At 56.8% G+C, this 25334-nt stretch carries 21 protein-coding genes; 9 read left to right on the top strand and 12 right to left on the bottom strand.

The genetic code is table 11. The features are described 5' to 3' along the window. Positions 1–1189 precede the first annotated feature (1189 nt). Together ACH79_RS44885 and ACH79_RS38525 are read right to left on the bottom strand one after the other, a co-directional pair. The gene (locus tag ACH79_RS44885) at positions 1190–1312 is read right to left on the bottom strand and encodes a hypothetical protein (RefSeq protein WP_256380288.1); all 123 of its coding nucleotides are present in this window, start codon (positions 1310–1312) and stop codon (positions 1190–1192) included. A 10-nt stretch (positions 1313–1322) separates the two neighbouring features. Next, positions 1323–1571 (bottom strand): hypothetical protein, encoded by a 249-nt coding sequence (locus tag ACH79_RS38525; protein ID WP_161855495.1) that lies wholly within the window; start codon positions 1569–1571, stop codon positions 1323–1325. A gap of 524 nt (positions 1572–2095) precedes the next feature. Here ACH79_RS38525 and ACH79_RS45320 point away from each other — a divergent pair. Beyond that, positions 2096–2251, top strand: coding sequence for a hypothetical protein (locus ACH79_RS45320; protein WP_371419329.1), 156 nt, complete (start codon positions 2096–2098; stop codon positions 2249–2251). Between the two features lie 494 nt (positions 2252–2745). Here ACH79_RS45320 and ACH79_RS38515 read toward each other — a convergent pair whose 3' ends face one another. The 10 genes from ACH79_RS38515 to nodD1 all read right to left on the bottom strand — a co-directional run bounded on the left by ACH79_RS38515 (position 2746) and on the right by nodD1 (position 15562). Continuing rightward, positions 2746–2937: a helix-turn-helix transcriptional regulator gene (locus tag ACH79_RS38515; RefSeq protein ID WP_161856799.1), complete on the bottom strand. Its 192-nt coding sequence runs from the start codon at positions 2935–2937 to the stop codon at positions 2746–2748. Between the two features lie 2413 nt (positions 2938–5350). Beyond that, positions 5351–5776, bottom strand: coding sequence for a hypothetical protein (locus ACH79_RS38510; RefSeq protein ID WP_065756050.1), 426 nt, complete (start codon positions 5774–5776; stop codon positions 5351–5353). 192 nt (positions 5777–5968) lie between these two features. Next, positions 5969–7060 (bottom strand): LLM class flavin-dependent oxidoreductase, encoded by a 1092-nt coding sequence (locus ACH79_RS38505; protein ID WP_161855494.1) that lies wholly within the window; start codon positions 7058–7060, stop codon positions 5969–5971. Between the two features lie 253 nt (positions 7061–7313). Beyond that, positions 7314–8423, bottom strand: coding sequence for a histidinol-phosphate transaminase (hisC, locus tag ACH79_RS38500; RefSeq protein WP_161855493.1), 1110 nt, complete (start codon positions 8421–8423; stop codon positions 7314–7316). Between the two features lie 604 nt (positions 8424–9027). Continuing rightward, the gene (locus ACH79_RS38495; RefSeq protein WP_161855492.1) at positions 9028–10134 is read right to left on the bottom strand and encodes a branched-chain amino acid ABC transporter substrate-binding protein; all 1107 of its coding nucleotides are present in this window, start codon (positions 10132–10134) and stop codon (positions 9028–9030) included. 582 nt (positions 10135–10716) lie between these two features. Continuing rightward, on the bottom strand, positions 10717–10935 hold the full coding sequence (locus tag ACH79_RS38490; RefSeq protein WP_161855491.1) for a hypothetical protein: 219 nt from the start codon (positions 10933–10935) through the stop codon (positions 10717–10719). A gap of 273 nt (positions 10936–11208) precedes the next feature. Next, positions 11209–11916 (bottom strand): MerR family transcriptional regulator, encoded by a 708-nt coding sequence (locus ACH79_RS38485; protein WP_161855490.1) that lies wholly within the window; start codon positions 11914–11916, stop codon positions 11209–11211. Positions 11917–12061: 145 nt separating this feature from the next. Further along, complete coding sequence (locus ACH79_RS38480) at positions 12062–12271, bottom strand: hypothetical protein (protein ID WP_161856798.1); 210 nt, start codon at positions 12269–12271, stop codon at positions 12062–12064. Between the two features lie 596 nt (positions 12272–12867). Then, positions 12868–13821, bottom strand: coding sequence for a LysR family transcriptional regulator (locus tag ACH79_RS38475; RefSeq protein ID WP_161855489.1), 954 nt, complete (start codon positions 13819–13821; stop codon positions 12868–12870). Positions 13822–14617: 796 nt separating this feature from the next. Next, positions 14618–15562: a transcriptional regulator NodD1 gene (gene nodD1, locus ACH79_RS38470; protein ID WP_161855488.1), complete on the bottom strand. Its 945-nt coding sequence runs from the start codon at positions 15560–15562 to the stop codon at positions 14618–14620. A gap of 825 nt (positions 15563–16387) precedes the next feature. Between nodD1 and ACH79_RS38465 the strand changes: the two genes are divergently transcribed. From ACH79_RS38465 to ACH79_RS38430, 8 genes are all read left to right on the top strand, one after another. Next, positions 16388–17020 (top strand): NodA family N-acyltransferase, encoded by a 633-nt coding sequence (locus tag ACH79_RS38465; protein ID WP_305764714.1) that lies wholly within the window; start codon positions 16388–16390, stop codon positions 17018–17020. After that, positions 17017–17676, top strand: a complete 660-nt coding sequence (gene nodB / locus ACH79_RS38460) for a chitooligosaccharide deacetylase NodB (RefSeq protein ID WP_161855487.1) — start codon at positions 17017–17019, stop codon at positions 17674–17676. The genes ACH79_RS38465 and nodB overlap by 4 nt, the downstream gene beginning before the upstream one ends. A gap of 15 nt (positions 17677–17691) precedes the next feature. Continuing rightward, positions 17692–19044, top strand: a complete 1353-nt coding sequence (nodC, locus tag ACH79_RS38455) for a chitooligosaccharide synthase NodC (protein ID WP_161855486.1) — start codon at positions 17692–17694, stop codon at positions 19042–19044. Between the two features lie 27 nt (positions 19045–19071). After that, entirely contained in the window at positions 19072–19695 is a 624-nt protein-coding gene (gene nodS, locus ACH79_RS38450; RefSeq protein WP_161855485.1) for a nodulation methyltransferase NodS, read from the top strand. A gap of 9 nt (positions 19696–19704) precedes the next feature. Next, complete coding sequence (nodU, locus tag ACH79_RS38445; RefSeq protein WP_161855484.1) at positions 19705–21414, top strand: nodulation protein NodU; 1710 nt, start codon at positions 19705–19707, stop codon at positions 21412–21414. A gap of 9 nt (positions 21415–21423) precedes the next feature. After that, the gene (gene nodI, locus ACH79_RS38440) at positions 21424–22338 is read left to right on the top strand and encodes a nodulation factor ABC transporter ATP-binding protein NodI (RefSeq protein ID WP_161855483.1); all 915 of its coding nucleotides are present in this window, start codon (positions 21424–21426) and stop codon (positions 22336–22338) included. A gap of 3 nt (positions 22339–22341) precedes the next feature. After that, positions 22342–23130: an ABC transporter permease gene (locus tag ACH79_RS38435; protein WP_161855482.1), complete on the top strand. Its 789-nt coding sequence runs from the start codon at positions 22342–22344 to the stop codon at positions 23128–23130. 94 nt (positions 23131–23224) lie between these two features. After that, on the top strand, positions 23225–25270 hold the full coding sequence (locus tag ACH79_RS38430; RefSeq protein ID WP_161856796.1) for a carbamoyltransferase: 2046 nt from the start codon (positions 23225–23227) through the stop codon (positions 25268–25270). Positions 25271–25334: the final 64 nt, after the last annotated feature.

Here is a 25334-nt window from a genome sequence, read left to right as displayed (position 1 = left end):
TCTTCGCGTGCAATGCCGCACTTCAGCGCTCTGCGCGGCCATCTTTTGCTCCGGCACATTCCGCAAATGCCTTCAGCTTTCACGCTAATCCCATCGCAAAGATACCTACATATTCGATGATCGAAGCCGAGTTTCTGCTGATCTGGCACGGCCTGCGCAGAAAAACGGCTTCTTGTTTTCGAGAGCGTGCGATTCGTACGATCGGGAACGAAACTTCACTGCACGCCAATGGCCTCTTCTAATTGCAGACCGCGTCTTAACCGAAGCACCATTGCCGAGGCGGTCGCTCTTCTCGCAAGTGGACACGCGAGCCGGCAAAAGTGCTGCGGGTGCTCTTCGATCTCCAGCCCCAGCGGGAGCCCACATGCCATCGAATCCCGCTTCTTCTGCGAGAACCGCCGACAGCAGGCCATGGCGGCCATGATGTGAACAAGGCCGGTCTCGGCCATACGGGGGCGGAGGCTTGGCGGGTGAAGCAGTGACTATGTCACGTTCTCGTCCATGAGACTGGAACCGGGCAGATGGTTTCTGTATTCCAGCTCAATCTCTTGCCAGGTCTGCGTCCCAAAACGGGGCACGAAACTGCGGAAGCCGAAATCGAGAAGGCAAGACGTATTGGCATTCGACCACCCATCCGAACGGAAGCTTCTTGACCTTCTTCAGTCGATGCGCCTCGGGGCCATTCATGTCCGGATCGAATTGACTGCTCAAGGCGCATGAAAACATCAAACATCGCCAGTCCGTCGGCTCCGCTGATACCGAGCCGGACAGGGCCAAGTGATTGCCGCAAGCGCACCGCGTCGGCGCGTCATCGTCGAGTGCTGTGCTCCCTATGATGAAGTCCTCAGATCATGGCGCCGCTCAACATCGAACCCGCACAGACATTATAATGGGATAATGGGGCGCCGCTTAGGAGAGCCCGCTCGTCATGGACTGGCCGTGATCTGCTCGAAATTCGCATGGAGCGGGTAGGCCTTGACGAGCGCGTTCGCGCGCCGCGTCTCACCAAGTGCGGTGACGAACGTCTCCCCGTAACGGTCGGTTAGGCGCTGCCCAAAGGCGCGTGAATCTGCGTCACCGCATATTCGTCCCAACACGCCTTAATGATCTCCCATCAGGTATTGCGCATGTGCATTCGGGTGCTTGCTCTGCAGGAGGCAGGCTCGGAGGGCCGTATTGAAGCGTTCTGTCACTTCGACATGGCGCATTCATTAGCCAGGGTGTGGAGTGCTTGCTCGTAGAACTCGTTCTCGTCTTCGAGCAGAAGCAGGACGCCGGCATAAAGAGCATGTTGCTCTGTGACGTCGCGCATGACGGTCGGGTCATGGCGACGCCCATACGATGCCTTCGGACGGGGTGAGCTTGTGCTTGGTCTCGTAGCCGCGGTTGAGCTGAAGGAGCGCTAGCGCGTAGTCGGGGGCGATGGCGATGCCGTCAAGCTCGGCCAAGTCGATATAGCGGCTGAAAGTGTGTACATACGTCGTGGCTAGGTTGCCAAATGCGCGCGCATGTTCCTCGGTGTCGAACCCGCGAAGGCTGTCGAAATATTCGCGCGCGGTCGGCCGCGGCATTTCACCCGCCGCGCTAGGCTGGGTCTCCGTGGGCGTGGCAATGTCATCGGCAGTCAACGCAGGCGAATGACCGCGATTTGTGCTTTAACTGTCCGCCACAAGACATTGGTTTTACAGGCAAAATTTGCCATATTATCTTTCCTGATGAAGAGTCATTGTATCCTGATTTCATGAATCAAAATCAGGTCATAGGCTGATGAAAGATCGAGGAAATCGGTTTGTAAGATGAGAAACGACGTCAAGACTCTCGCCCGCAGCGGTTGGATGAACGACTAGACGGGCTCAAACCAGCCGAGCGGTTCCGCATGCCGCCAAAAGTTGGATCCGGGCCATACGCGAGGCCTTGGGCATGACCGGCGTGCAATTCGCCGGCCAGCTCCAAATGGGCTTCCTAAGCGTCGAGGCGCTCGACCGCTCGGAGGCAACCGACGCAATTCACTTCAAAACGCTGCGCCGCGCCGCCCGCGGCGCTCGACTGCACGCTCGTCCGTGCCCTCGTACCGAACAGCTTCCTGCAGCATGCCGTGCGCACGCGCAAAATCGCCGTGCGGGACCTTGGCCGTGTCGCTCACATCATGAAGCTGGAAGCCCAGGCGACCAGCGATGCAAATCTTGAAGCGCGCATCGAGGCGTATATCCGCGATCAGATCAAGGAGCGCGGCCTATGCAACGAGCCGTGAGCGATCTCCTCGAAGAGCCCGACTGCCACGCCGCGCGGGCCGGGAGAACGCGATGCGCTGTTGCAGACCTGGATCACGGATCGCCACGATCTCAATGAGGCGGAGCAGGAAAACATCGTTAAGGGCGCGGCCTGGGCAGGCAGGCGGCGGGGCAACCCGCCGATCCGCTGAATGAGGATTTCGCAAAGACGCTCGGCCATCCGTCGCGCATGGAGGGCATCGAGGCCGTAGCGAACTTTTTCCGGCGCTGAGCCCTTCGCCCGCATCCGCGGTATCATCTCGAACCAAACCAAACGGGACCATGGGATTGCCCTCCTCAACATCAGTGCCGAGATGCTCAAGCGGCGCATCGTCGACATCGCGCAGTGGACGCCGTTTTCCGAACTGCATGTTATCTTCGAGGTCTGCGGCCGCGCGGACGAACTGATTGAGCAAAGCGTTCGCCGATTTCCGGATCGAGGGAGACGGACGGCCGATCCCCGTCGAATGCAATTTCATTCCCAAGCCCGTGCACGATCCGGCTCTGGAAGTTGCAGATTTTGTGCTGCACGCGGTTGCAGCCCTCGCTCCATGCTACTGATGAAGGCGCAGTCGACGCCCATACGACCTGCAACGGCTTCCTGGCTTAGGCCTAGGGCCAAGCGAAATCGACGCGGATCTGCTCCAAAGACCCTGCGGATGTCCATCCGCAGGATAGGAAGCAATCGCGTATATTGGCGCTACGTGGTACATTAGGCGGGAAGGTCGACAAGCGACGTACGCAGCTCGTCCAATAGCTACTCGTTCTAAGTAACGTTATGCTCGACCTGATAACAATATGGCGGTTGTGTGCACATACCCTATACGCGGGACGCGCGCTCGAAGAGCGGGCAAGTAATTTCCGAATTCCGAAGGAAATGGGGCGTCTGCTTTCGCTCATGAGCGCGTTCCAACCTCGGCAACGTAAATGAAAGAAGCCGCTAACTGAGGAGCCCTTGTTGTCGTGAAGTCGCAAGCGCAGCTCGTTTGAATTCAGAGTGGCTGGCGACCGTCGCTGATGTTGCCAGCAACGACAACCCGCTAAAAAAGCTACGAAGTACCTGAAAATGGCAACCACTTACGACAGGCCGAGACGCAACTCTCTCACCGCGGCCGTGGTCCCACTAAAGAAAGCCGGGATAGTCAATGTGCCCTTATCGGGGCTCTACAAGCTTTTCGGAAACCCTGGTCGATCGCAGCACGGGCGTCGGTGATGATCATCTCTTTCGCGGGTCCCAGCGGTGCTGGTGTCTGTCACGCGCCGCCTTGGCCTCGAGCAACTCGTTTAATTTGCTACAGTACGCCTCCTGTAGCTTGGCAAGCGCGCTGCATTTACGGGCATACACTACTGCCATCTGTCGAAGCTCCGCCTCGATTTGTGAAACCTTGTCCATGAGTTGCCTATTATCATCTTTAGGTTGATGCGCTGGAATACCAACGTAATCGTCATCGACAGGTGCGGCGCCTTATGCCGCTCGTTGCGAGCAGCATTCGAAAGCAAAGCGAGCTCCGCCACCACATATCAAGCTTTCGCGCGATGCCGCGTCATGACGCCCGCGCTTGCGGGATGATCCGCATCCTGAACTCCAGCGTCAGGTTGCAAATATTAGGGATCAGGGTCAACTATCACGCGAGCGCACGCGAAGCGCTCCTTGGCGAGGGCAAGAGCCTCAGCACCTGAAACGGCCGCAGGCATACTCATCGATGGTGCGCCTCATGCTTCGCGATATAGTCGAGAATTCGCGCCCTTGCCAAAAGAGGATCCTCATCGAGCGATGCGTGCATCGCGCCTCGAACGCATGGGAAAATCGAGCTCTCAGTATCGATCATGTGCCGAAAGCTCTGACATACACGATCGATTCTCGCGATCGAATCGCCTGCCGTGATTATTCGCTGTTCAGACACGGTGATCCTCCTTCTCGTCGTCAGTAGGTTGGGATTGGCATTCCTGCGTTCTTGGCGAGCCGAACGGGATCGTGTGAACGTTTGTTCAGCGCTCGAACATCATCGCGGCGCGCATCGACGTAACGCCGGATCCCGTTGCAATTATCGATGGGATCGCGAGATGTCTACCTGAGAAGCCGCAGATCTTCTTGAGGATTGCGCAGTGTTGCTTAATCTGGATGGCTTGCCGACGCCGACCGTTAACGCTCTTCGGCGCCGGCGATGAGCAGATGCTATGAGGCGGGACCCGTCTTCTTCGCGTTTCTGCGCATTGACGCGCTTTAGTTGGTCGGGAACAGAGTCGCTGAGCAGGTAACGTCCATTCCGCTCTCGCTTGAAGCAGCGGACGAGCTTGATTAAGCCCGGCTGTTCTGTCTCTTGCGATGCCTGCAGAGTCTCTCGACGAAACGTCGCCATTTGTATCTACGCCCATTTAGCTTCAACTCCGTGGTTGAGGTGCAAATGCGGCCGAAGAGTGCCACGTCTAAAACATTCAGACGATGAGTTGCGTGAGGCTCGCGCGCGATTTGATCCGACGCCAAAACGCGCAATGTATGTGAGAGCCGCCGATACTGAGCGCTAGGCAAATAAAGGCGCCAGTGTCAGTGGTACAGCCGCGTCCACATGAGCTTGCAAAGTTCCCGCTCTGCTCGCGTGAAGTTGCCAACGTTGAAGTGAGTGCGCCGATACGCAGCAGCGCGTTCCGCTCGCGACCCCATGACGCGGGGTCTCTCGCGCTTGTACATTTCGTCGCGTGCTTGGCTGAGTGCGCCGCGCACGGCATGTCGGAGTTCCCCTTTGGTTCGAGGGAATGTGGTTTCGGTGGGCCGAAAGCTAGTAAGCAGTTGCAGCGCGCGAGCCTTGATCTCCTCGAAATACGGACTAACGCGCACTTACGGTTCTCCTTCAGCGAATGATGATGCTGCATTATGTTCCTGATAGCCCGGTTAATGGCATCGATATGGCAATCAGACTCTGTGGATGAAAAGGCAGCTGCGCTGGCAGCTTGCCCAGCACGCATGCTGCGCAGCGCAGCTCAGGGTGCTCGTAGGTCACAAGCAGTTCGTTAGAGTGATTACGGGACCGATATGTCGAGTTGGCAGCCGATGGAATATCGCCAGCGGAGGCTCTAAGAAATCAACGCTGTTTCACCAGATTCCACTTCTTGATGACCGCTTCGCTCATCTGCTCAGCGTCGGCACAGGCGATTTCATCGACCTTCACCGAGATCCTCTTGCCGACTAGTGGCTTTAGCTGATTGGCTTGCGCCTCGCCAGTTGTAAGGAGGTGAAACATTACCGGTCCAGTCTCTAGCTTGCACAGCCCGTCCGGCTCAGGCAGCCGGCGCGGCGTGGAGATGATCTGGTAGGCGACCTTTTTGCCGTGCTTGGCACCGCGTATGCGCAACGCGTAGAGCTCGCCTGACAACACGTCGCCGACGTTGATCGGCACGCCCCCGTTCAGCCCCGCGTACGTAGGCTCCTCCGCGCCGGCGGCTCCAGGAAAGCTCGCCATCAGAATGAATGCAAGGGCAAAGCCCATGGCGAATCGGTCTTTCGTCATTAGTCAGTCCTCGTAGGTATGGTTAGAAAAACGTGAGTCTGCTGGATCGCTGCAACAGCGCACTTCGTTGACCCACGGACGTCGTGGTGAGCAAGTAGGAGCCGCTGATCGTGAGCGCATGCTGCCCGCCAACGGTACGGGAGGGGGCACAGCGCTGCCACAACGCTTGATCTTTAAAGCCGGACGGGAAAATCATTGTCGGCCAAGTCCAGCCATGATTTCGGATTGGATTGCGGTTGCGGTGCACAGGGAAGCATCTAATGGCAGATTGCCAAATGCGAGTTGACAAAGAAGGTAATTGGCACCTGCCTCTTCCAGCTGATTTAGAAGAATTTGTCGCACAGAAGCTGGCGTTCCGACGACGCACAATTCGCGCTCGATTGCCGCATCGAAGGTCAGCGGCAGGTGTGGTGGTGTAGGGATGGCATTGAGCTCATAAAGGAACTTAAAGCTCTCGAGCCATCGTTCGTAAGCAGATGCCGCGAGCGAATAGGCATCTGTGTCCGAACGCCCAATGACGACCATGCGAAGCAATCCAAGAAATGGCATTTGATCGTTAGCCCGGCCGTTGGGCTCTCGATGAGCACGGAAGGCGTCAGTAACTTTGCGTACAGCAGAGGAGGGGCCTACGCACGCTAGATTTGCGCTATTGGCAGCGGCCCAAGCTGCGGACTCGGGTCGATTGGTGGCAATCCATGTCGGCGGCCTTGGACGTTGATAAGTTCTTACCGTCAACGGAACGCTGTTTAGCTCAAAATGTTTGCCTTGATAGGATAGCGTCCCGCCTTTCATAGCACTGATGAGAATTTCGCTGGCTTCTTCATAACGGCTTGGAGCCGCGTCAGCTCTGATGCCGTAGTACCCCAATTCAAGCGGAAGAGAACCGCGTCCGATACCCACCTCAAGCCGGCCACCGCTCAAGTGATCAAGCATACAGATCTCTTCAAACGCACGCAGCGGATGATAGAGGTTAAGCAGCATCACCAATGGCCCGATGCGAAGTTGCCGCGTGCGCTGTGCGACGCTCGACAAGAACAAATTTGGCGATGGACCTCTGCCATGCGGCGTACAGTGGTGCTCTGCAACATGATATGCAAAGAAGCCCAGTCGGTCGTACGCCTCTGCCAGGACGAGACGATCTGCGTATTGTCGGGCGATGTCGCGGCCGTCCTCGTCTAAGTGATCGAAGATGCCGAACGCTATTTTTGAAGAAGAAAAGACGTCTTTCACTGGATTGTCTCCAATTTTAGGTGTGAAGGCAGGAAGTTCGCTTGTTTTCGGCATCTGAGCGGCTCAAAGACGCCGACACCTCCTATTCTGGCCACACATTTTGCTCTCCTGTGCTTTTGTCTTCATCGCTGATCACGAGACGATTGTTCGTCCCTCTTGGACGCCTAAGCATCCGATGCCAAGGAGGATAGTTCCGTTGTCACCGTTCGCGCTCACTCACAGCAGATCTTCGCCATTGGCAGTAGCCGCTCTTATCTACCGCCGTGATACGTTCGCCTGGGTAACGCAGAAGCAGACTTAGCGCGGCTCAACTGGCCGATCTTCCTTGCTTTAAGCTGTCAGAAATGTCTGTGACGGCTCCCAGAAACGCATCCATTTGCGCTTTTGTCCCGATGCTCACGCGGATGCAATTTTCAAGACCGTCATCGGAAACGAAGGCAACTAGTATTCTTTGCCTTTCCAAAGCGGCCTGCCACCATCTACCGTCGTGTCCCGCAGGCACGCGCGCTAACAAGAAGTTTGCGTGGGAGGGCGTTAGAGAGAATCCAAGTTGCGACAGTGCGGTCGCAACCCGCTGTCGTTCATGCCTGATGTGCATATGGTTTTCTTCATAGACGGCGCGATGCGCAAGAATGCTGATGCCGACCGCGTGCCCAATTACATTCATGTTGAAGACGTTCTGGATGTTACGAAGCCGTCCAATAAGCTGCGGGTGGCCGAACCCGAAGCCGACTCGAACGCCAGCGGCGGCATAGCTTTTCGAAAGTGTTCTTAAGAGCAGAAGATTCGGATAATGGCTGAGGAGCCGCAGGCCATTATCAGGCGCAAAATCGACATATGCTTCGTCCAACACGACGAGGCGGTCCGATTGCGCCAGGAGGCATTCGATATCGGCGATAGGGATGAACGTTCCTGTCGGGTTGTTCGGATTAGCCAACAGAATGAACTTGGCATCGTTTGCTGGTCCAAAGAGCAATTGCTCTATCGGCAACGACTGAGGTTCGTTACATCTGATTTCAAGCAGTTGAGCACCCTGCAACATAGCAAGTTTGCGATTGAATGAAAAACCCGGAGACAGCATTGCGACCCTGTCGCCGGGGGCAAGAAATGCTCTGTAGATGAGCCCGAGGAGCTCAGATGATCCATTGCCGGCAATCACATGATCGATGGCGACGCCGTAGGTGTTAGCCGCTGCTTCCCTCAGGCTAATGTTGTCATCTTCCGGGTACAGATACTGCCGCTCAAGCGCCGCAATTGCACTTTGCCGTACGATCGTTGGCAACGGAAATGGGTTCTCATTCGTGTTTAGTTTGACGTAATTTGCCGCCGGCGCAGGCCGGCCGGACGGCAGAGCATCTAACTGTCGCGCTTCCTGCGTAAGAGAAGAGAGCACATTTTGCAATTTGGCATCGGACATAGGTTTCTCCCGTTGAACCGCCGAGCGCGCTTGCGGTTGTCAGCATGCCGGTCGGTCAGTCCCGTAGATGGCCGGAGACAGAGTTCGAGTGTTTGTGGGGACAGCGAGGACGGCCGCCAGCAAAGTTTGCCTACGGCAGTTCGGAATGCCCAATTTTTTAAGCTGGGATGAACCTGTCGCTCCACGCCACCCGAGAGAATAATCGTCGAGCGGATCAAGTGTCGTGCAGCAATCAGTCGCCTCGATCACGGAGTGGCATTGCTGTCATTTTTGCGTTGGCCGCAATATCACTCTGCGTTCGTCCAGGTACCAAGTATTGGTCCTTAACGATTCGTCCTGAAATCGCACACTGGAAGTGCGGCAAAGAGCTAAACAGAGGTTACGCAGCGACATCGGCCGAGCTGTTCCACTGGGCATAAACTCATCCGCGGGTGCGTCGGCATCATTGGCTAGCTGCACGATCAGTACCGCGAGCGCGAAAAACGACGCGAGTACCGCGAGCGCGAGGACGGACCCGAGTAGCACGTCATATCCGGAATTACGTTTCATCATTTCCATTACTTCGCTGAATGCCTAGGCCCGTGTGCGGTCGCAACGATGAGTTTTACTCGACGGCTTCGACAATGTTGTCATGCCACCGGTAGACGACGAAGCCGGGAGCGGCATTGTCTCCTTTGGTATTGAACCGGACCGGCCCGATTACTGTTTGGATTGGCTGCGAACGAAGCGCAGCTGCTACTTGCGGACCATCGAAGGTCCCGGCGCGCTTGACCGCGTCCGCCCACGCTTGAACGGCGGCGTAGGCGTAGAGCGTGTAGCCTCCCGCTGACATGTTGGAAGACTTGAGCCTAGCTACGGCGTCCGCCGCTTGAGCATTCTTGGTGGGGTCGGGCATAAAGGTGAACAGTGTGCCGTTTGCTGCTTCGCCGGCTATCGCCGAAAAGTCGCTGGCCATCAACGGATCGTTCGCCATCACAGTGAGACCTGCGCCCGCTTCTGCGGCCTGACGCACAATCAAGCCGATCTCGTTGTAATAGCCGCCGATATAGGCGATCTGGATTCCGTCTCGTTTCATTCTTGAGACCAGGGCCGTGTAGTCCTTTTCACCGGCCACATAGCTTTGTCGAATGACCTTTTCGCCTGCTTCCTGAAGGCGTGACGCAACGACATCGGCAATGCCCTTGCCGGCAGTGCTCTTGTCGTCAAGCACGGCAATTCTTTTGGTCGGATAATGTCGCAAGATGTACTCGGCGGCCACGAGGCCTTGTTGATCATCGCGGCCGCAGATCCGAAACACCGTCTTGAGACCACGCTCCGTTAGCTGAGGATTCGTTGAGCCAGGTGAGATCTGAATAAGGTTCGCTTCGGCGTAAACGTCGGAAGCGGGGATAGAGGAAGACGAGCAAAAGTGGCCAACGACCAACTTCGGCTGATCCATCGTCAGCCGATTGGCAACTGCGACGGCCTGCTTGGGATCGCACGCGTCATCGGCGACGCTCAATATGACCTTGATACCGGGAAGTAGGCCCGAAGCGTTTAACGCATCGACAGCCGCAGTAGCACCATCGCGCATTTGTACGCCAAGCGCAGCAGTACTTCCGGTCATCGGACCGACCACGGCGATACTGACGTCGGCAGCGGGCGCGGCCGAAGCCAAAGCACAAGAGAGGATTGCTGCACTTGCAGCTGAAGTGATTCGGGAAATTGACACTTAGAGCTCCGGATGTTCGCTTGAGTTTGCTATCAGCCTCGCCGTTCCTGCGCATGTGAGGGCGCCGCTTGGTTATGAGATAGCGCCAGCTTCGGGTCCCTCAAGGCAGCGCATATGCCGCGGCCGGCCGACCCTCCGGTGCTGCCGTGCGAGAGCGAAACAACTATTGGTTCGCCTTCGAAAGGCGCGGCGATAAGCGGAATTCCAACATGTCCGACGCGCTCCTGACGCTGCAATCGATCGAACACTGCAAACGCTTCGCATGTCCATCCCCGCCGCGGCGTCACGATGTGGAGTCTGCGGGTTCGTCGCCTGCATTCCATACTTTGTGAGGACCGGCGCCTGTGACGTCACATGCCGAACTCGGACCGAGCTTCTGTTCGTGTCCGGCAACGGCGACGTGAATACATCCCGCCCTGATCTCTAGTTGGTCGTCCTGTTTTAGCTGCAAGTATGCCGACGGCAGCACCGCATCCAGTGCATAGACCGCCTTGACAATCCGCTCCTTGCGGAAGTGCTCGAGCCTTCTGACCGTCTCGTGGCGCGTGAGCCTAACAGCTAGAGACATACGTAATCCTTAACTTAACTTTTTGGAGCAGCAACCGATGAGCCAACGACAATGATGTCGAGTCGAAGCCCGACTAGTCGTAACGAACGCTGCGTCAGTATCCAGTACACCCCGCGATCCCCGGACGGGAACGGCTCGCGCCGTTCAAGCGCTTGCAAGGCCACGATGATCATCCAGTGCGTCGAGAATGCCGGAGCTATTGCCCAGAAACTCTGAACGGACTGCAGGTCCATGCGTCCTCCCGCCTAGGCGGAGTTGTCTCTAGGTGGTATTGAGATCCTACAATTTGACGCCACGTAAGATTCAAGCCCCTTCGGGGGCTCGTCTCGATAAATTTGTCAAAGTCACGTCTCGACAAGGGAGCATCGCTGCAAAACGTAGAGAAGAGCGACAGGAGTCCTCAACCATCTGACGCAAACCACAACCGTTGCGTCCCTGGCGCTAAAAAGCTCAATTCATTCTCATAGAGGGAGAACACAGCAGGAGCGCGGCAGGTTCAGCGCAGTTCATCCGTTCAAGGCGGCAAGTGCGCGGTCGAGATATTGCATTAGGCAGGGATCCCAGCCAGCCATGCTGCGTGGCGCGCTCAACCGCGCAAGAACTTTCAGTATCGTTGAAACGGTCGAATCAGCTCCTGCAATTTCTGTGAGCAGCAAGCGCGCTCTAAGCGCCACAGCATTTGCCCGTTCGCTGCAGGGATGCTCGCCCCGATCCACACAATCGCGCAGCTCGTCGCGGATTTTCTGCCACCGCTCCTCTCGATCTGGGTCTATGACGCATGTGCATGGGAGCGGCTGAGGGCGTTCTTCCTCGACCCGCGACATTGCATCTAAAGTGGCAGGTAGCTCATCTACACTGACTTGCAATTCACTATCCGTCGTCATGTTGCGCAAACGATCTCGCAACAGGGTTGCACGCGCGACTTGAAGTTCAATTCTCTCCAAATGCTTGCGCAATAGGTCAGTAAGTGACGTTCTACCCTCAATCGCTCTACGGATCTCGTAAAGCGAGAAGCCAAGCTCACGTAGCGCTCGGATTTGATGTACCCGTTTGAGGCCTTCGCGGTCGTACATGCGGTGACCGCCGTCGGTGCGTTCCGACGCACTTAGTAAACCCGTATGCTCATAGTGATGCAGCGTGCGTACCGTTACTCCGGTAGCCTCTGCAAGCTCGCCAATGCGCCATCGACGCCTTCGTGGTGTAGCTTTTGTCATGGTTCTCTAATTTCAAGCCTACAACCTGACGTCGCGTGAGATTCAAGCTATTTCAATGGTCTACCTGAAACCTGCTTCCTGTCAGGCGCAAGCGAAGCGGCTCTTCTGTCGCCAGCAACGTTGCTGCGGTCAGAGAGTCGCCTGATCAAGCAGCAGAAGTAATGGCGCCCATCAAGTTCATCAGGGATGCTAAGTTGGCCTCACCGGCTGCTGCACGTTGTAGAACAAGCGTGGCGATTGCCGTTCGATTTTCAGGAGTTCGCATAGAGGCCGGTAAAGCCGCGACTGCTTCATCAAAAATCCTTCCCAAGACCGAGAGGTCTTCCGGATCGTAGACACCACTGTATTGCTGCAACATTCGGCTCCGTGGTTAACGCTAAGGCGGCCGCACGTGGCTAAGACGTTTGGCCAAAAAAAGACAGACCTCCGGTCGTGCAGCGACGAAGATGCGGTATACGTTGAAGTGATGCTGTCGCGCAACATAGGCCGTGCAGGCGATATTCACTAACTTTTCTCGGAACAATTGGCGAGCACCGCAGCTATCTGCAGCCGGATTGGGGGGACGAAGAAAAGGAATCGCGCATCATGCGCCGCTATTCTGAGTCATGGCTGCAAGATTGCGCAGGCGCAATACCGAGCATTTGGTCGGCGGCTAGTGCTGATCCAACAACAATAATCCCGGAGTTTTCTGCTGCCTCAATATCTACCGCAAGGTGGTGGACGCTGTTTGATCCCCGTCGCAACGGATCCGGCCACCGTAATGAGACTTGGAGCAAAGCGGTAAGTGATGACGTGCTCGTTCGGCTTCGCTGGCATACCAAATGACCAGTGCGCTGAGCGCATTAGATATAAGACACGTAGCACGCTTTGCGAAACCGCGCTTACGATGAATGGGAATCGGTTCGCATTAGGGATCCAAGGGTAAGCGGAGTACCGGGAAGAGGAGGCGCTTTAGGTGAATTTAGGGGCATCTGGATCCCTCGTGATGTCCGGCAAAGGACTCATCCGGGACGCCTCTTCCAACAGTATCTCTCGCAACCAGATGCTTGCTGGATCACTATTGTGAAAAGTGGGCCATTGGACAGCCTCGGTAAATGCAGGAAGCGATCGCGAAAGTTCGATGGTCTGCAGGGGCATCGTGTTTTCGAAGTGCTTAACCAGCCTTGAGGGCATCATACCTATGCGGCCAGTGTCCAATAGTACAGGTGGGATCATGCCAAAGCTCTGCACGACGACCTCGATGCGTCTATTGAGACCGTGCTCGAGTAAGAACCATTCCTCGATGGAGGGCTTGCGCGTAAGCCCGAACTTAACCGCCACGTGCCCCATGGACATGTATCTCTCGAATGTAAGCTGCGGTGGTAGCTGCTTGTTCGAGCGGCATCCGACGCATACGAGTCTGTCCTCGAACAATGTCGCTTTAGGGTGAGCGTTCGACATGAACAATTCCGGCAAGATAAGAAAATCGACTTCACCGCGCCGGAGAAGCTCGTCGGTCGCATCGGCGAGTGGCAGCAATTCGAAACTGACGGCGGGAGCTTCCCGTGCGACACGGTCCACGACCTTTCGAAAGAATACGATTGTCATGAAGTCAGACAGGAGGATCCGGAAGCGGCGATCCGATTTGGAAGGGTTGAACACATCCTGGGAAATGATGGAGAGCTGGATGTGCAGCAGAGCCTCGCGAATAGGGGCGGCGAGCCCTTCGGCACGCGCTGTTGGAACAAGTTCCCGGCCTCTCATCGTAAATAGGTCATCGCGGAAATAGGCGCGTAGTCGGGCCACGGCGGCGCTCATGGCCGGCTGGCTCAGCTTGATGCCGCGTGCTGCCGCGGTGAGGTTACGCTCGGTCATCAGAGCATCGAGCGCAACAAGAAGATTTAGATCAAGGCCCTTAAAACGCATACCGTCTCCCGTTGAAAGCCTTTGCGTTGTAAACATTGAGCAACAATGGTTCCTTCGATGAAGGTCCCAGTCGCCCCCGAGCTAGGCTCTTTCCGGGTCACCGCGCCGATCGCACAGAAGGCTCTCGTACTCGACGCAAGCATGTTGGTTGCGCAACGGAGAATGCGAGCGGGCGAGGAAGTCACCCGCGGCTTGAAGTAGGGCCTTTGGTGCGCTCAGCAATCGCTCCCAGCGCTACATCGATCACTATGAACCGCTGAGAGTAGGGCCCGTTGCCCACCATTACGCCAATAGTACCGCAGATCCGCTATCGACGCTCCCGCGTGGCATAGCTTTGCTCGTCTGTGAGCCTACAACCTGACGCAGTGTGCGATTCAAGCAATTTCAGTGATGTAGCTGAACATCATTTCATTCGACAAAATGCGTCTGGCGCAATATCTGAACTACGTCGCGAGCACAGGTGCCAAATGCAGCCCGCAACAATCGCGTAAAATCCCTCCGCTGCACTCTTTTCCTACTTCCAAGAACATCTTGCGGGGGGGCTGGCAGGTGGGGGGCGCAAAAAACAAGATTAAAGCGCTACTTGATCAAGCGGCAACTCAAGCGCGCCAATTCGGGCGCGCGCTGCGGCTGTCAGCGAATTGCAGGGGTTCTTCTGCATGCAGGAGTGGCGTACGTGCCTCTTGCAGTGCGGGCTTCCGAGACATTGCAGCATAATGAGAGCGGCCCGAGCGAGCAGGTGATCTTGAAGCATCTGGATGGTCGAGACCAGGTGTTAAGAGACCTCGAGCAAAACCTAGCAGCGCCTGCGATTTCGGGGGGGCTCACGCGGAGAAGCCATGCGGGCCGCCTCCTGCAACATTATCCGCCGCATCCAAATGCTTGCCGGATCAGTATTGTGGAGAGCGGGCCACTGGATAGCCTCGGTGAATGCGGGAAGTGGGAGAGGAGTTTCGACGATCCGCAGGGGCATCGTCTTCGCGAAATGATGGGCCAACCTTGAGGGCATCGTCGCTATACGCTCAGTCCCCGATAGCATGGGAGGGATCATCGTAAAGCCCTGCACAGCGACCTCGATACGTCTCTTAAGACCGTGCTCAAGCAAAAACCATTCCTCAATATTGGGCCTAAGCGTCTGTCCGAACTTCGCTGCAACGTGTCCCATTGATATGTATTTGTCGAATGTAAGCTGCCGTGACAGCTGCTTGTTAGTGCGGCAGCCTACGCACACGAGTGTCTCCTCGAACAGTGTGGCTTTAGGATGCGCGCTCGACATGAACAATTCCGGTAAGACAAGAAAGTCGACCTCGCCGCGGCGCAGAAGCTCATCGGGCTCATCGATAAAGGGCAGAAATTCGAACCGGACGGCGGGAGCTTCCTGCGCGACACGGTCCAGTATTCTTCGAAAAAAAACAACTGTCATGAAATCGGAAAGCAGGATCCTGAAGCGGCGGTCCGATTTGGCTGGGTTGAACGTGTCGCGGGAAATAATGGAGAGCTGAATGTGGACCAGAGCCTCGCGAATCGGTGCTGCGAGCCGTTCGGCTCGTGGTGTTGGGACAAGCTCCCGGCCCCTCATCGTAAATAGTTCATCGCGGAAATAGTCGCGTAGCCGGGCGACGGCCGCACTCATGGCCGGCTGGCTCAGATTGATGCTGCGTGCCGCCGCCGTGAGATTGCGCTCGGTCATCAGAGCATCGAGCGCGACGAGAAGATTTAGATCAAGTCCTTTGAAGCGCATGGCGTGGAGTTATCCATCCTTTGGATGAGTTCAATAAAAATAATCGATTTTACCAATGTTGCCGAATGGCGGATAGCAAAGCCGTCGGTCGGGACAAACAAAAATTTCAGGCATATCAGGAATGCTTATCAGTCGTTGCCCTGGCTCCGCGAAAAAGTCTCAGCTGCACTCCGAGTGTCGATCGAAGCGCATGTCCATTGGAGGCAGGGTTTTCAATGGGTTGTGCAAACTGCGTCGCCGCGGCTCGACGCGACAGATGTGCCGCAGGTCTCCTCACCGCTCACTGCCGGTAAACGTTCGTATAGCTTCTCTAGTCGCTTCTATATTGGCCGTTTACCTCCGTAGAATTGATGCGGCCCGCAACTGCGCTCTAACGTGGCGATCAGTCAGGAGTTGCCGATTGCAGGCGCCAAATGCCTTTGCGACCCGGCCAAATGTATCGCGTGTCGATAGCAGTCAAATCGTGCGCAAAATGCAGGAGAAGTCCCCAGTGGATCTGGTGCGAATGGCACATGCGCTCGATGTAATCTCCGTCATGGATAGCGACGCATCGGTCCGTAAAGCGCTGACAGGCGCACTCTGCTTGAGCAGCGAAAAGTGCGAATCAGTCCAGTGCGCGGATGAGCTCTTGCAATCCAGCCGTCCTCTCAGCCCGTCCTGCTTGATAGCGAATGTTCAGTGGGCTGGAGTGGCCGGGCCCCTGCTATGGCAGCATCTGGCCGCAGCCAGCGTTTCCCAGTCCCCGGTGAAGCCATTCATCGAAAGCGAACGACGCGCGTGCATCGGATCCATCGTCAAACGCCATACAGTGAATGCGAGGCAACTATGAATATTGCCGTGTCCAGCTCTACGGCAGGTGTTTCCATGCGCTCGCCGGTGCGGTGGAGAGTGGTCTGGGAAAATGAACTGCGCCTCGCCGACCATATCGAACTCTCCGACTTCTTCCGAAAGACCTATGGTCCCACCGGAGAATTCAATGCCAAACCATTCGTAGACTATCGAAGTTGGGCCGGCGCGAGACCTGAGCTCCGTGTAATCGGCTACGACGCACGCGGCGTAGCGGCTCATATCGGCGCGCTACGCCGCTTCATCAAGATCGGAGACATCGATCTACTAGTGGCCGAGCTAGGATTGTACGGGGTACGTCCGGATCTCGAGGGACTCGGAATCACGCACTCAATGCGCGTGATGTATCCAGTACTGCAGAAGCTGGGCGTTCCGTTCGGTTTCGGCACGGTTCGGCATGCGCTGAAGGAACATCTTACAAGGTTGCTGGCCCGCCGCGGTCTGGCAACCATTATCTCGGGGGTTCGCGTGCGGTCCACCCTTCCGGATGTGTATCTGAACTTATCGCCCACGCGCGTTGAGGACGTGCTTGTCCTGGTTCTGCCGATTGGTCAGCCGATCAGCGAGTGGCCGGCTGGTACGGTGATTGATCGGAACGGGCCGGAGCTGTGACATACCTCGAACGCTTATGCGAAGTGCGCAGCGAATACGCTGACCGCACTGAAGATCGCGGCGTCTATCTGACGTTTGACGACGGTCCCGATCCACTGTGCACTCCGGATGTCCTGGATGTGCTCGCGGAACACCGAGTGCCCGCAACGTTCTTCGTCATCGGGGCGTACGCGGCGGACCAGCCGAAGCTGATCCGACGAATGATCGCAGAAGGGCACGAGGTCGCAAACCACACGATGACGCATCCGGACCTGTCCAGATGCGAACTCACCGAAGTGCAGTATGAAATACGAGCGGCGAGCAGGGTCATCAAAATGGCGTGCCCCCAGGCCCAGCTGCGGCACATGCGTGCGCCTTATGGGATGTGGAGCAAAGAGGTGCTCACCACGTCGGCGAGGGCTGGACTGGCCGCCCTGCACTGGTCGGTAGATCCGCGAGACTGGTCTCGTCCCGGCGTTAACGCGATTGTCGACGCTGTGCTGGCCTCTGTCCGGGCGGGTGCAATCGTGCTCTTGCACGATGGATGTCCTCCCGAGGAGTTGGGACGGGCTGGTCATGCTCGTGTTCGCGACCAGACCGTCTTGGCGCTTTCCCACCTGATTCCAGCATTGCATGGCCGCGGATTCTCAATTCGCTCGCTTCCTCAACCTCACTAAACAATCGACACACTCATGAATCTTCTTGCTACGACCAGCACTGTTGCTATTTCATTGTATGCGCTGCTCTCGACTTTCTACAAAAGCGCTCAGGTGCTTTATGCTCTGCCGACAAACGTTTCATCGGCTTCGGATGACGTGGTCGTTTCCGACGCTTTGCCGAGCGTGGATGTCATCGTCCCCTGCTTCAACGAGGACCCGCGCACGCTATCGGCGTGTCTGAGATCCATTGCAGGCCAAGACTACGGCGGGAAACTGCAGGTCTATGTGGTTGATGACGGTTCCGCAAATCTCGAAGCTGTAGCACCCGTTCACCACGCCTACGCCGACGACCCGAGGTTCAGCTTTATTCTTTTGCGAAAGAATGTCGGAAAGCGGAAGGCGCAGATCGCTGCGATACGAAGGTCGTCTGGAGATTTGGTGCTCAACGTCGATTCGGACACGATACTCGCCGCCGATGTAGTCACGAAACTTGCACGAAAGATGCAAGATCCGGCGATCGGGGCGGCCATGGGTCAGTTGACGGCGAGTAACCGAAACGACACCTGGTTAACCCGGTTGATCGACATGGAGTACTGGTTGGCTTGCAACGAAGAGCGCGCGGCACAGGCTCGCTTCGGCGCCGTTATGTGCTGTTGCGGCCCATGTGCCATGTACCGCCGTTCCGCGCTCCTTTTGCTGCTAGATCAGTACGAGACGCAGTTTTTTCGCGGAAAGCCAAGCGACTTCGGTGAGGATCGCCACCTCACGATCCTCATGTTGAAAGCAGGGTTTCGAACGGAGTACGTTCCCGACGCCGTCGCGGCAACAGTGGTTCCGGATAGGCTAGGGCCGTATCTGCGCCAACAACTCCGTTGGGCACGCAGCACTTTCCGTGACACCTTCCTCGCGCTGCGCCTGTTACCCGAACTTGATCGCTATCTAACGCTAGATGTAGTCGGACAGAATCTCGGCCCGCTACTTCTCGCCGTTTCAGCGCTGGCGGCGCTCGCGCAGCTCGCAATCACAGCCACAGTACCATGGTGGACAGGACTGATTATCGCATCAATGACCGTAGTTCGCTGCAGCGTCGCAGCCTTTCGTGCTCGCGAACTGCGCTTTCTCGGCTTTTCTCTGCACACACTCATCAACATCTTTCTGTTACTCCCCGTGAAAGCCTATGCACTGTGCACATTGAGCAATAGCGATTGGCTGTCACGCAAGTCTTCAAACTTACCAAACGAGGGTGAAACACAGGTCGTCATCCCAAACCCGATGGCTGGACCAAACGCTAACGGAGGTTCGGTCATTGCTGGGTCAGTTCGCAAGGATCTTTCGCGCCGGTCTTCGAGTTTCGTGGCGTCGAACAATATTTGCAGCGGCAAGTGAGTTGAAAGCGATTTAGGTGCACAAATCGTGAGTCGAAACAAGAATTATCAATCGTTAGATCTCGAATTGGCGAGCGACGATCCGTGGCGACTCGACGGTAATCCGTTCGAGCGGGAGCGTCACACACAGATGCTCCGGCTGTCGCTTGCCCAAGGGGTTATTACACATGGTCTGGAAGTCGGGTGCGCAGCCGGCGCATTCACAGAAAAGCTGGCACCCCACTGTCAACGGCTCACGGTGGTTGATGTTATGCCGCGAGCGATCGGTCGAGCGTGCCAACGGACGAAGAGGTGGTCGCACATCAAGTGGATAGCTTCCGACATCCAAGAATTCTCGACCCCAGAGCTGTTCGATCTGATCGTCGTGGCGGAAGTTCTTTACTACCTCGACGACTTAACGAAGATACGCGCGGCCATCCGCAATCTGGTGCAGATGCTTGCGCCAGGTGGGCATCTGCTCTTTGGATCGGCCCGTGATGCCGCCTGCAGGCGTTGGGGGCACGCTGCTGGTGCCGAGGCGGTCATCACCGTGCTCAATGAAACGTTGATCGAGGTCGAGCGCGTACACTGCCAGGGCGAATCGACTAACGAAGACTGCTTGCTCGTCTACTTTCGGAATCCAGTTCGAGTGTCCATTAAATCCAATTGCTGAGGAGACACTATGCGCATCTGCGGCATCAAGCTGACGCATGACGGGGCGATTGCTCTGGTTGAGGACGGACGGCTGGTCTTTTGCATCGAGCAGGAGAAACGGAGCAACAATCCGCGGTATCAAACCATCGACAATCTTGACGCAGTTGTTGTCGCTTTGGCGGAGCATGGTCTGGATCCGCAGGATGTTGATCAGTTCGTCATCGACGGCTGGGACGGGCAGGTCGAGTCGCAATTCGAAGTCCTCAGCGGGGTCGCGCCTATCACTCTCAAAGGGGCGCCGTATGTTGAACGGACTGCCAATGGCCTGCTCACGTCGCGCGACGGCTTTAACCTGATGCTCGACGGCCGGGTCTTTCCTTATAAAAGCTATCCGCACGTCACAGGCCATGTGGCCTCCGCATACTGCACGAGCCCTTTTGCCAAAGCCGGACACCCCGCGTTCTGCCTGGTATGGGACGGCTGCATCTTTCCCCGGCTCTACTACGTAGAACCCCGCGGCGCGCACTTCATCGAATGCCTGTTTCCGATCATAGGCCATGCTTATGCTGTTGCGGGCCATCACTTCGGACCCTATAGGCAGGCGAGCCGTACTAGCTGGGACCTAGGTGTTGCCGGCAAGCTGATGGCCTATATCGCACTCGGGTCTGTTGATGAAGGCATCGTGGCGGTGTTTCAGGAGCTCTACGAGGAGCGCTTTGCGGGCGGCACGGAGCATGCTCCTCGTCATCGTGCGGAGGTCAATAGCGAGGAGGCCTCACTGGAGGCTATGCACGACTTCTTCGAGGCGAGCGAGCTCCGATTGGAAGATAAGCTGCCCGAAGATGTGCTTGCATCGTTTCATTGTTTCCTCGAGCGTCTCCTTATCCGCCAAATGGCCAGTGCTTTGGAGCGGCATTCGTGTTTTCCGGGACCGCGCAATTTGTGCATAGCCGGGGGCTGCGGTCTCAATATCAAATGGAACAGTGCACTACGTGCGACTGGCCTTTTCGATGATGTCTGGGTGCCGCCCTTTCCGAATGACAGCGGCTCAGCAATCGGTGCCGCTTGCTCCGAAGTGGCGGCGGCCAATGGATTCGTGCCGCTGCAATGGTCGGTCTACAGTGGCCCGGCACTAATACCCAGCGATGTGTCGTCCGAATGGAACGCTGCGCCATGCAGTATGCGTGAACTTGCGACCATCCTCGCGAGCAACAAGCCCGTGGTTTTCCTCGCCGGTCGCGCGGAGCTTGGACCGCGAGCATTGGGTGGCAGAAGCATTCTGGCAGCCGCGACTTCGCCGGCAATGAAGGATCATCTCAACGACATCAAGCTCCGTGAACTCTTTCGGCCAGTCGCGCCGATATGCCTGGAGGATCGTGCGCCGGAAATTTTCAGCCCCGGAACGCCGGATCCTTACATGCTTTTCGATCACCAGACACGGACAGAATGGTGGAACAAAGTCCCCGCTATTATGCACCTCGACGGATCTGCGCGTTTGCAGACCGTTCCCAGAACCTCTCCGCACAAAATCGCGGAGCTCCTCATCGAATATGAAGAACTCACGGGCATTCCGCTGCTGTGCAATACGAGTGCCAACCACCACGGACGTGGGTTTTTTCCGGATGCCGCAGCAGCCTGCCAGTGGGGACGCGTCGAACACATTTGGTGCGACGGCCTGCTATGGACCAAAACGGCCGTAAGTGAGCGATCGCCGGCCGAACGCCTTCTTTCAGTCTAAGATGAACATATGTCCACCGTAGCAATCGACCTTAGCTGCGTAAGGAAGTCGTATGGCGATAAAATCGTCGTCGATGGGCTGTCCCTTGCTGTCGCGTCGGGAGAGTGCTTTGGCCTCCTCGGACCAAATGGGGCGGGCAAAAGCACGATTGCACGTTTGGTTCTCGGCATGGTAGCGCCGGACACCGGCAAGATGACTGTGCTCGGCGAGCCCGTACCGGCGCGTGCTCGCCTGGCACGTGCGCGCATCGGCGTGGTGCCGCAGTTCGATAACCTCGAACTGGAATTCACCGTCCGCGAGAACCTGCTGGTATTTGGCCGCTACTTCAACATGAGCGCACGCGAGGTCGAGGCAGTTGTGCCAGCGCTGCTCGAGTTCGCTCGCCTGGAGGGCAAGGCGGATGCTCGCGTCGCCGAACTATCTGGCGGCATGAAGCGGCGGCTGACGCTGGCGCGTGCGCTGATCAACGACCCACATCTGTTGGTGATGGACGAGCCGACCACCGGTCTAGATCCGCACGCGCGCCACCTAATTTGGGAACGCCTACGATTGCTGCTGGCACGAGGCAAGACGATTCTTTTGACCACCCACTTCATGGAAGAGGCCGAGCGGTTGTGCGATCGGCTGTGCGTGCTTGAGGCAGGACGCAAGATCGCAGAAGGCGAGCCTCGCGCGTTGATCGATGAGAAGATCGGCTGCCAAGTGATCGAGATCTATGGCGGCGATCCGCACGAGCTATCTTCTCTGATCAGGCCCTATGCCCGGCATGTCGAAGTGAGCGGCGAAACGCTTTTTTGCTATGCGCCAGATCCGGAGCAGGTGCTCGTGCATCTGCGCGGGCGCGCAGGTCTACGCCTTTTGCAGCGTCCTGCGAATCTCGAGGATGTCTTTTTGCGGCTGACCGGGCGGGAAATGGAGAGTTGAACGATGCGCGAAGGTTACGCTGCCGTCATGCCCGCCAACGCGTACAACTGGGTCGCTGTATGGCGTCGCAACTTTCTGGCGTGGAGGAAAGTCGCGCTTGCATCGGTTCTCGGCAATCTCGCCGATCCCATGACTAATCTGTTTGGCCTGGGCTTTGGCCTTGGAGTAATTGTGGGGCTCATCGACGGCACTTCATACATTGCGTTTCTGGCTGGTGGGATGGTCGCGACTAGCGCCATGACCGCCGCCACCTTCGAAACGATGTATGCGGCGTTTGCCCGCATGCGTGCTCAGCGCACTTGGGAAGCAATCCTGTGCACACAGCTCACGCTCGGCGACATCGTTCTCGGTGAATTGGCTTGGGCAGCCACCAAATCCGTTCTGGCCGGAACGGCAATTGCAGTGGTTGCCGCGACCCTGGGCTACGCAGCGTGGGCATCCATCCTCTATTCGATACCAGCAATCGCAATCACTGGCTTCGTCTTCGCGAGCCTAGCGATGATCGTCGTATCGCTTGCGCCAAGCTACGATTACTTCGTGTTTTACCAGACTCTCGTCGTCACACCCATGGTGTTCCTGTGTGGCGCAGTCTTTCCGGTGAGCCAGATGCCCAGCGCATTTCAGCGCGTGGCGAGCTTATTGCCGCTGGCACATTCGGTCGACCTCATCCGCCCAGTGATGCTTGGGGTCCCGGCAGGCGGCATAGGCCTTCATATCGGTGCACTGTGCATTTACGCGGTGCTGGCGTTCTTTCTCTCGATCGCGCTGTTTCGCCGGCGCCTGATGCGCTAGCCCGATATTCCGCAAACGCAATGTTGAGACACGATGCAGTACCGCGAATTCGGCAGGCCAATTGGGCCTCGTGTTACGATAAATGGAGAATGAGATGTTCTGTCTAGGGGTGAGCGGCGGGCTAGACAAAGTCCATGAAGACACACGTGAGTTTTCGAACACATTTCTGCACGATGGCGCTGCGGTGCTGGTCCGGGACGGACGCGTGATAGCGGCCGTTGAAGAGGAGCGCCTCAATCGGATTAAGCACTCTAACAAACTCCCAAGCCGTTCGATAGAATACTGCCTTGCAGCCGCCGGGATCCAACTCAGCGACGTCGATCGTATCGCGTTCTACGCGACCGAGACCTATTGCAACGCCATGCTCGAAAGCCTGTTCGGGTCCCAACCGGACGCTTCCATTCCTTTGGATGCCAAACTGGTGATGCGTAACTTACTAGCGCAGGAGTTTGGTACGGAGGTCGATCCGTCGCGTGTCTCTTTCGTAAGTCACCATCAGGCGCACGCCGTAAGCGCCTTTGCGATGTCTGGCTTCGAGCAAAGTCTGATCCTCGCGATAGATGGCGCTGGTGATTTTCTCTCCGGCCTGTTAGCTCTGGGGTCTGGAACCGAAGTGACCCAACTCGCGACCTTCCCGGAGAATAATTCTCTCGGCCTATTTTATCTCGAGACGATCCGGTATCTCGGCTACGGCTTATTCGATGAATACAAGGTAATGGGGCTCGCCCCGTACGGGGATCCGGCTCCTTATCGGGAGCTTTTTGAGCAGTTCTACGAACTGTTAGACAATGGTGGCTACCGCGTCTATCTCGACCGAATTGGTCCGACGCTGCGCCGGAGCATCCAGGTCCGGCGAAAGGGAATGCCATTCACACAGCAGCATCAAGATGTGAGTGCTTCATTGCAGGAAGCCTTGGAGAGGATCGTCTTTCACATTCTCCGTCATCATCGCGAAGCCACCGGTATGAAGCGGTTGTGCCTGGCTGGAGGGGTAGCCCACAATTGCACTATGAACGGCAAGCTGCTGTATTCAGGGCTTTTTGAAGACATCTTCGTGCAACCCGCGGCGCATGACGCTGGCTGCGCGTTGGGTGCTGCACTAATGATGTCTAATGAGCTGGGCCGGCCCGCCCCACGCGAGCGGCTGCAGGAGGTCTACTGGGGTCCTGATCTCGGGAGCGAGAGCGCCGTGCAGCAGGAACTGGAGGCATGGGGTGGACATCTTGACGTCGAACGTAGCGACGACGTGGCAGGTAGTGCAGCCGAGTGGATGGCAAATGGCGCCGTGATCGGCTGGGTGCAGGGTCGTTCGGAGTTCGGGCCACGTGCGCTTGGCAACCGCAGTATTCTTGCCGATCCTCGGCCTGCCGCAAACAAGGACCGGATCAACGCGATGGTCAAAAAGCGCGAAGGCTATCGACCGTTCGCGCCATCAGTACTGGAGGAGGATGCGAGCGAATTTTTCGACCTTCCCGACGGCACGCGCGAATTTCCCTTTATGAACTTTGTCGTTCGCGTGCGCGACTCCAAGCAAAGCGTGCTCGGTGCCATAACGCACGTCGACGGCACTGCGCGACTGCAAACAGTATCGCGCAAGACAAATCCCGCCTACTGGGAGGTTATTAATTCGTTCAAGAAGCGGACGGGCATCCCAGTTCTGCTCAACACGTCCTTTAACAACAATGCCGAGCCGATCGTGGATTCGGTTGCAGATGCGATTACCACATTTCTGACGACAGAGCTGGATGGACTTGTGGTCGGCCCGTTCCTCGTCAAAAAGCGGGTGGCAACGTTGGAGGATTGGACCGCGCTCGCGGTTTCATTGCCGCCTTATGCACGACTCCAAGGAGTCCGCGCTTATACAGCGCGAGATCGCCAGGAGACGGTGTACCAAATCCGTAAAGGGCGCTCCAGCGGTGACAGTGTGCGTATTTCACAGGACGTGTTCGATCTACTGATGCAGATCGAGGGCGAAGCCGTACTTGGGGATCTCCTGGATACTAATACGTTCGATCAGGCTAGGCGTGAAACTGTCGTTAAGGAGCTCCGGCGGCTATGGGAGAAACGCTGCCTCCGGCTGCATCCTTCACATGCTGCTCGCGTGCATCAAAACAATGATCAAATGCTGGAGAAAGTATAACGCCCACCATGAATATTTCGGTGTGCATGTCTCCGAATGCGAGGGAGCGCGGGCGGGCATATCC

This window comes from Bradyrhizobium sp. CCBAU 051011 (assembly GCF_009930815.1).
Lineage (GTDB): Bacteria > Pseudomonadota > Alphaproteobacteria > Rhizobiales > Xanthobacteraceae > Bradyrhizobium.
The sequence above is the reverse complement of the archived record's forward strand: the minus strand, read 5'-3'. Positions and strand labels throughout refer to the sequence as shown.

Excerpts from the sequence above, each read along its gene's own strand:
- ACH79_RS44885 (WP_256380288.1), bottom strand. The coding sequence starts at position 1,312 with ATGCGCGACGTCACAGAGCAACATGCTCTTTATGCCGGCGTCCTGCTT.
- ACH79_RS38525 (WP_161855495.1), bottom strand. The coding sequence starts at position 1,571 with ATGCCGCGGCCGACCGCGCGCGAATATTTCGACAGCCTTCGCGGGTTC.
- ACH79_RS38515 (WP_161856799.1), bottom strand. The coding sequence starts at position 2,937 with ATGGACATCCGCAGGGTCTTTGGAGCAGATCCGCGTCGATTTCGCTTG.
- ACH79_RS38510 (WP_065756050.1), bottom strand. The coding sequence starts at position 5,776 with ATGACGAAAGACCGATTCGCCATGGGCTTTGCCCTTGCATTCATTCTG.
- ACH79_RS38505 (WP_161855494.1), bottom strand. The coding sequence starts at position 7,060 with ATGCCGAAAACAAGCGAACTTCCTGCCTTCACACCTAAAATTGGAGAC.
- hisC (WP_161855493.1), bottom strand. The coding sequence starts at position 8,423 with ATGTCCGATGCCAAATTGCAAAATGTGCTCTCTTCTCTTACGCAGGAA.
- ACH79_RS38490 (WP_161855491.1), bottom strand. The coding sequence starts at position 10,935 with ATGGACCTGCAGTCCGTTCAGAGTTTCTGGGCAATAGCTCCGGCATTC.
- ACH79_RS38485 (WP_161855490.1), bottom strand. The coding sequence starts at position 11,916 with ATGACAAAAGCTACACCACGAAGGCGTCGATGGCGCATTGGCGAGCTT.
- ACH79_RS38475 (WP_161855489.1), bottom strand. The coding sequence starts at position 13,821 with ATGCGTTTTAAGGGCCTTGATCTAAATCTTCTTGTTGCGCTCGATGCT.
- nodD1 (WP_161855488.1), bottom strand. The coding sequence starts at position 15,562 with ATGCGCTTCAAAGGACTTGATCTAAATCTTCTCGTCGCGCTCGATGCT.
- ACH79_RS38465 (WP_305764714.1), top strand. The coding sequence starts at position 16,388 with ATGAATATTGCCGTGTCCAGCTCTACGGCAGGTGTTTCCATGCGCTCG.
- nodC (WP_161855486.1), top strand. The coding sequence starts at position 17,692 with ATGAATCTTCTTGCTACGACCAGCACTGTTGCTATTTCATTGTATGCG.
- nodU (WP_161855484.1), top strand. The coding sequence starts at position 19,705 with ATGCGCATCTGCGGCATCAAGCTGACGCATGACGGGGCGATTGCTCTG.
- nodI (WP_161855483.1), top strand. The coding sequence starts at position 21,424 with ATGTCCACCGTAGCAATCGACCTTAGCTGCGTAAGGAAGTCGTATGGC.
- ACH79_RS38435 (WP_161855482.1), top strand. The coding sequence starts at position 22,342 with ATGCGCGAAGGTTACGCTGCCGTCATGCCCGCCAACGCGTACAACTGG.
- ACH79_RS38430 (WP_161856796.1), top strand. The coding sequence starts at position 23,225 with ATGTTCTGTCTAGGGGTGAGCGGCGGGCTAGACAAAGTCCATGAAGAC.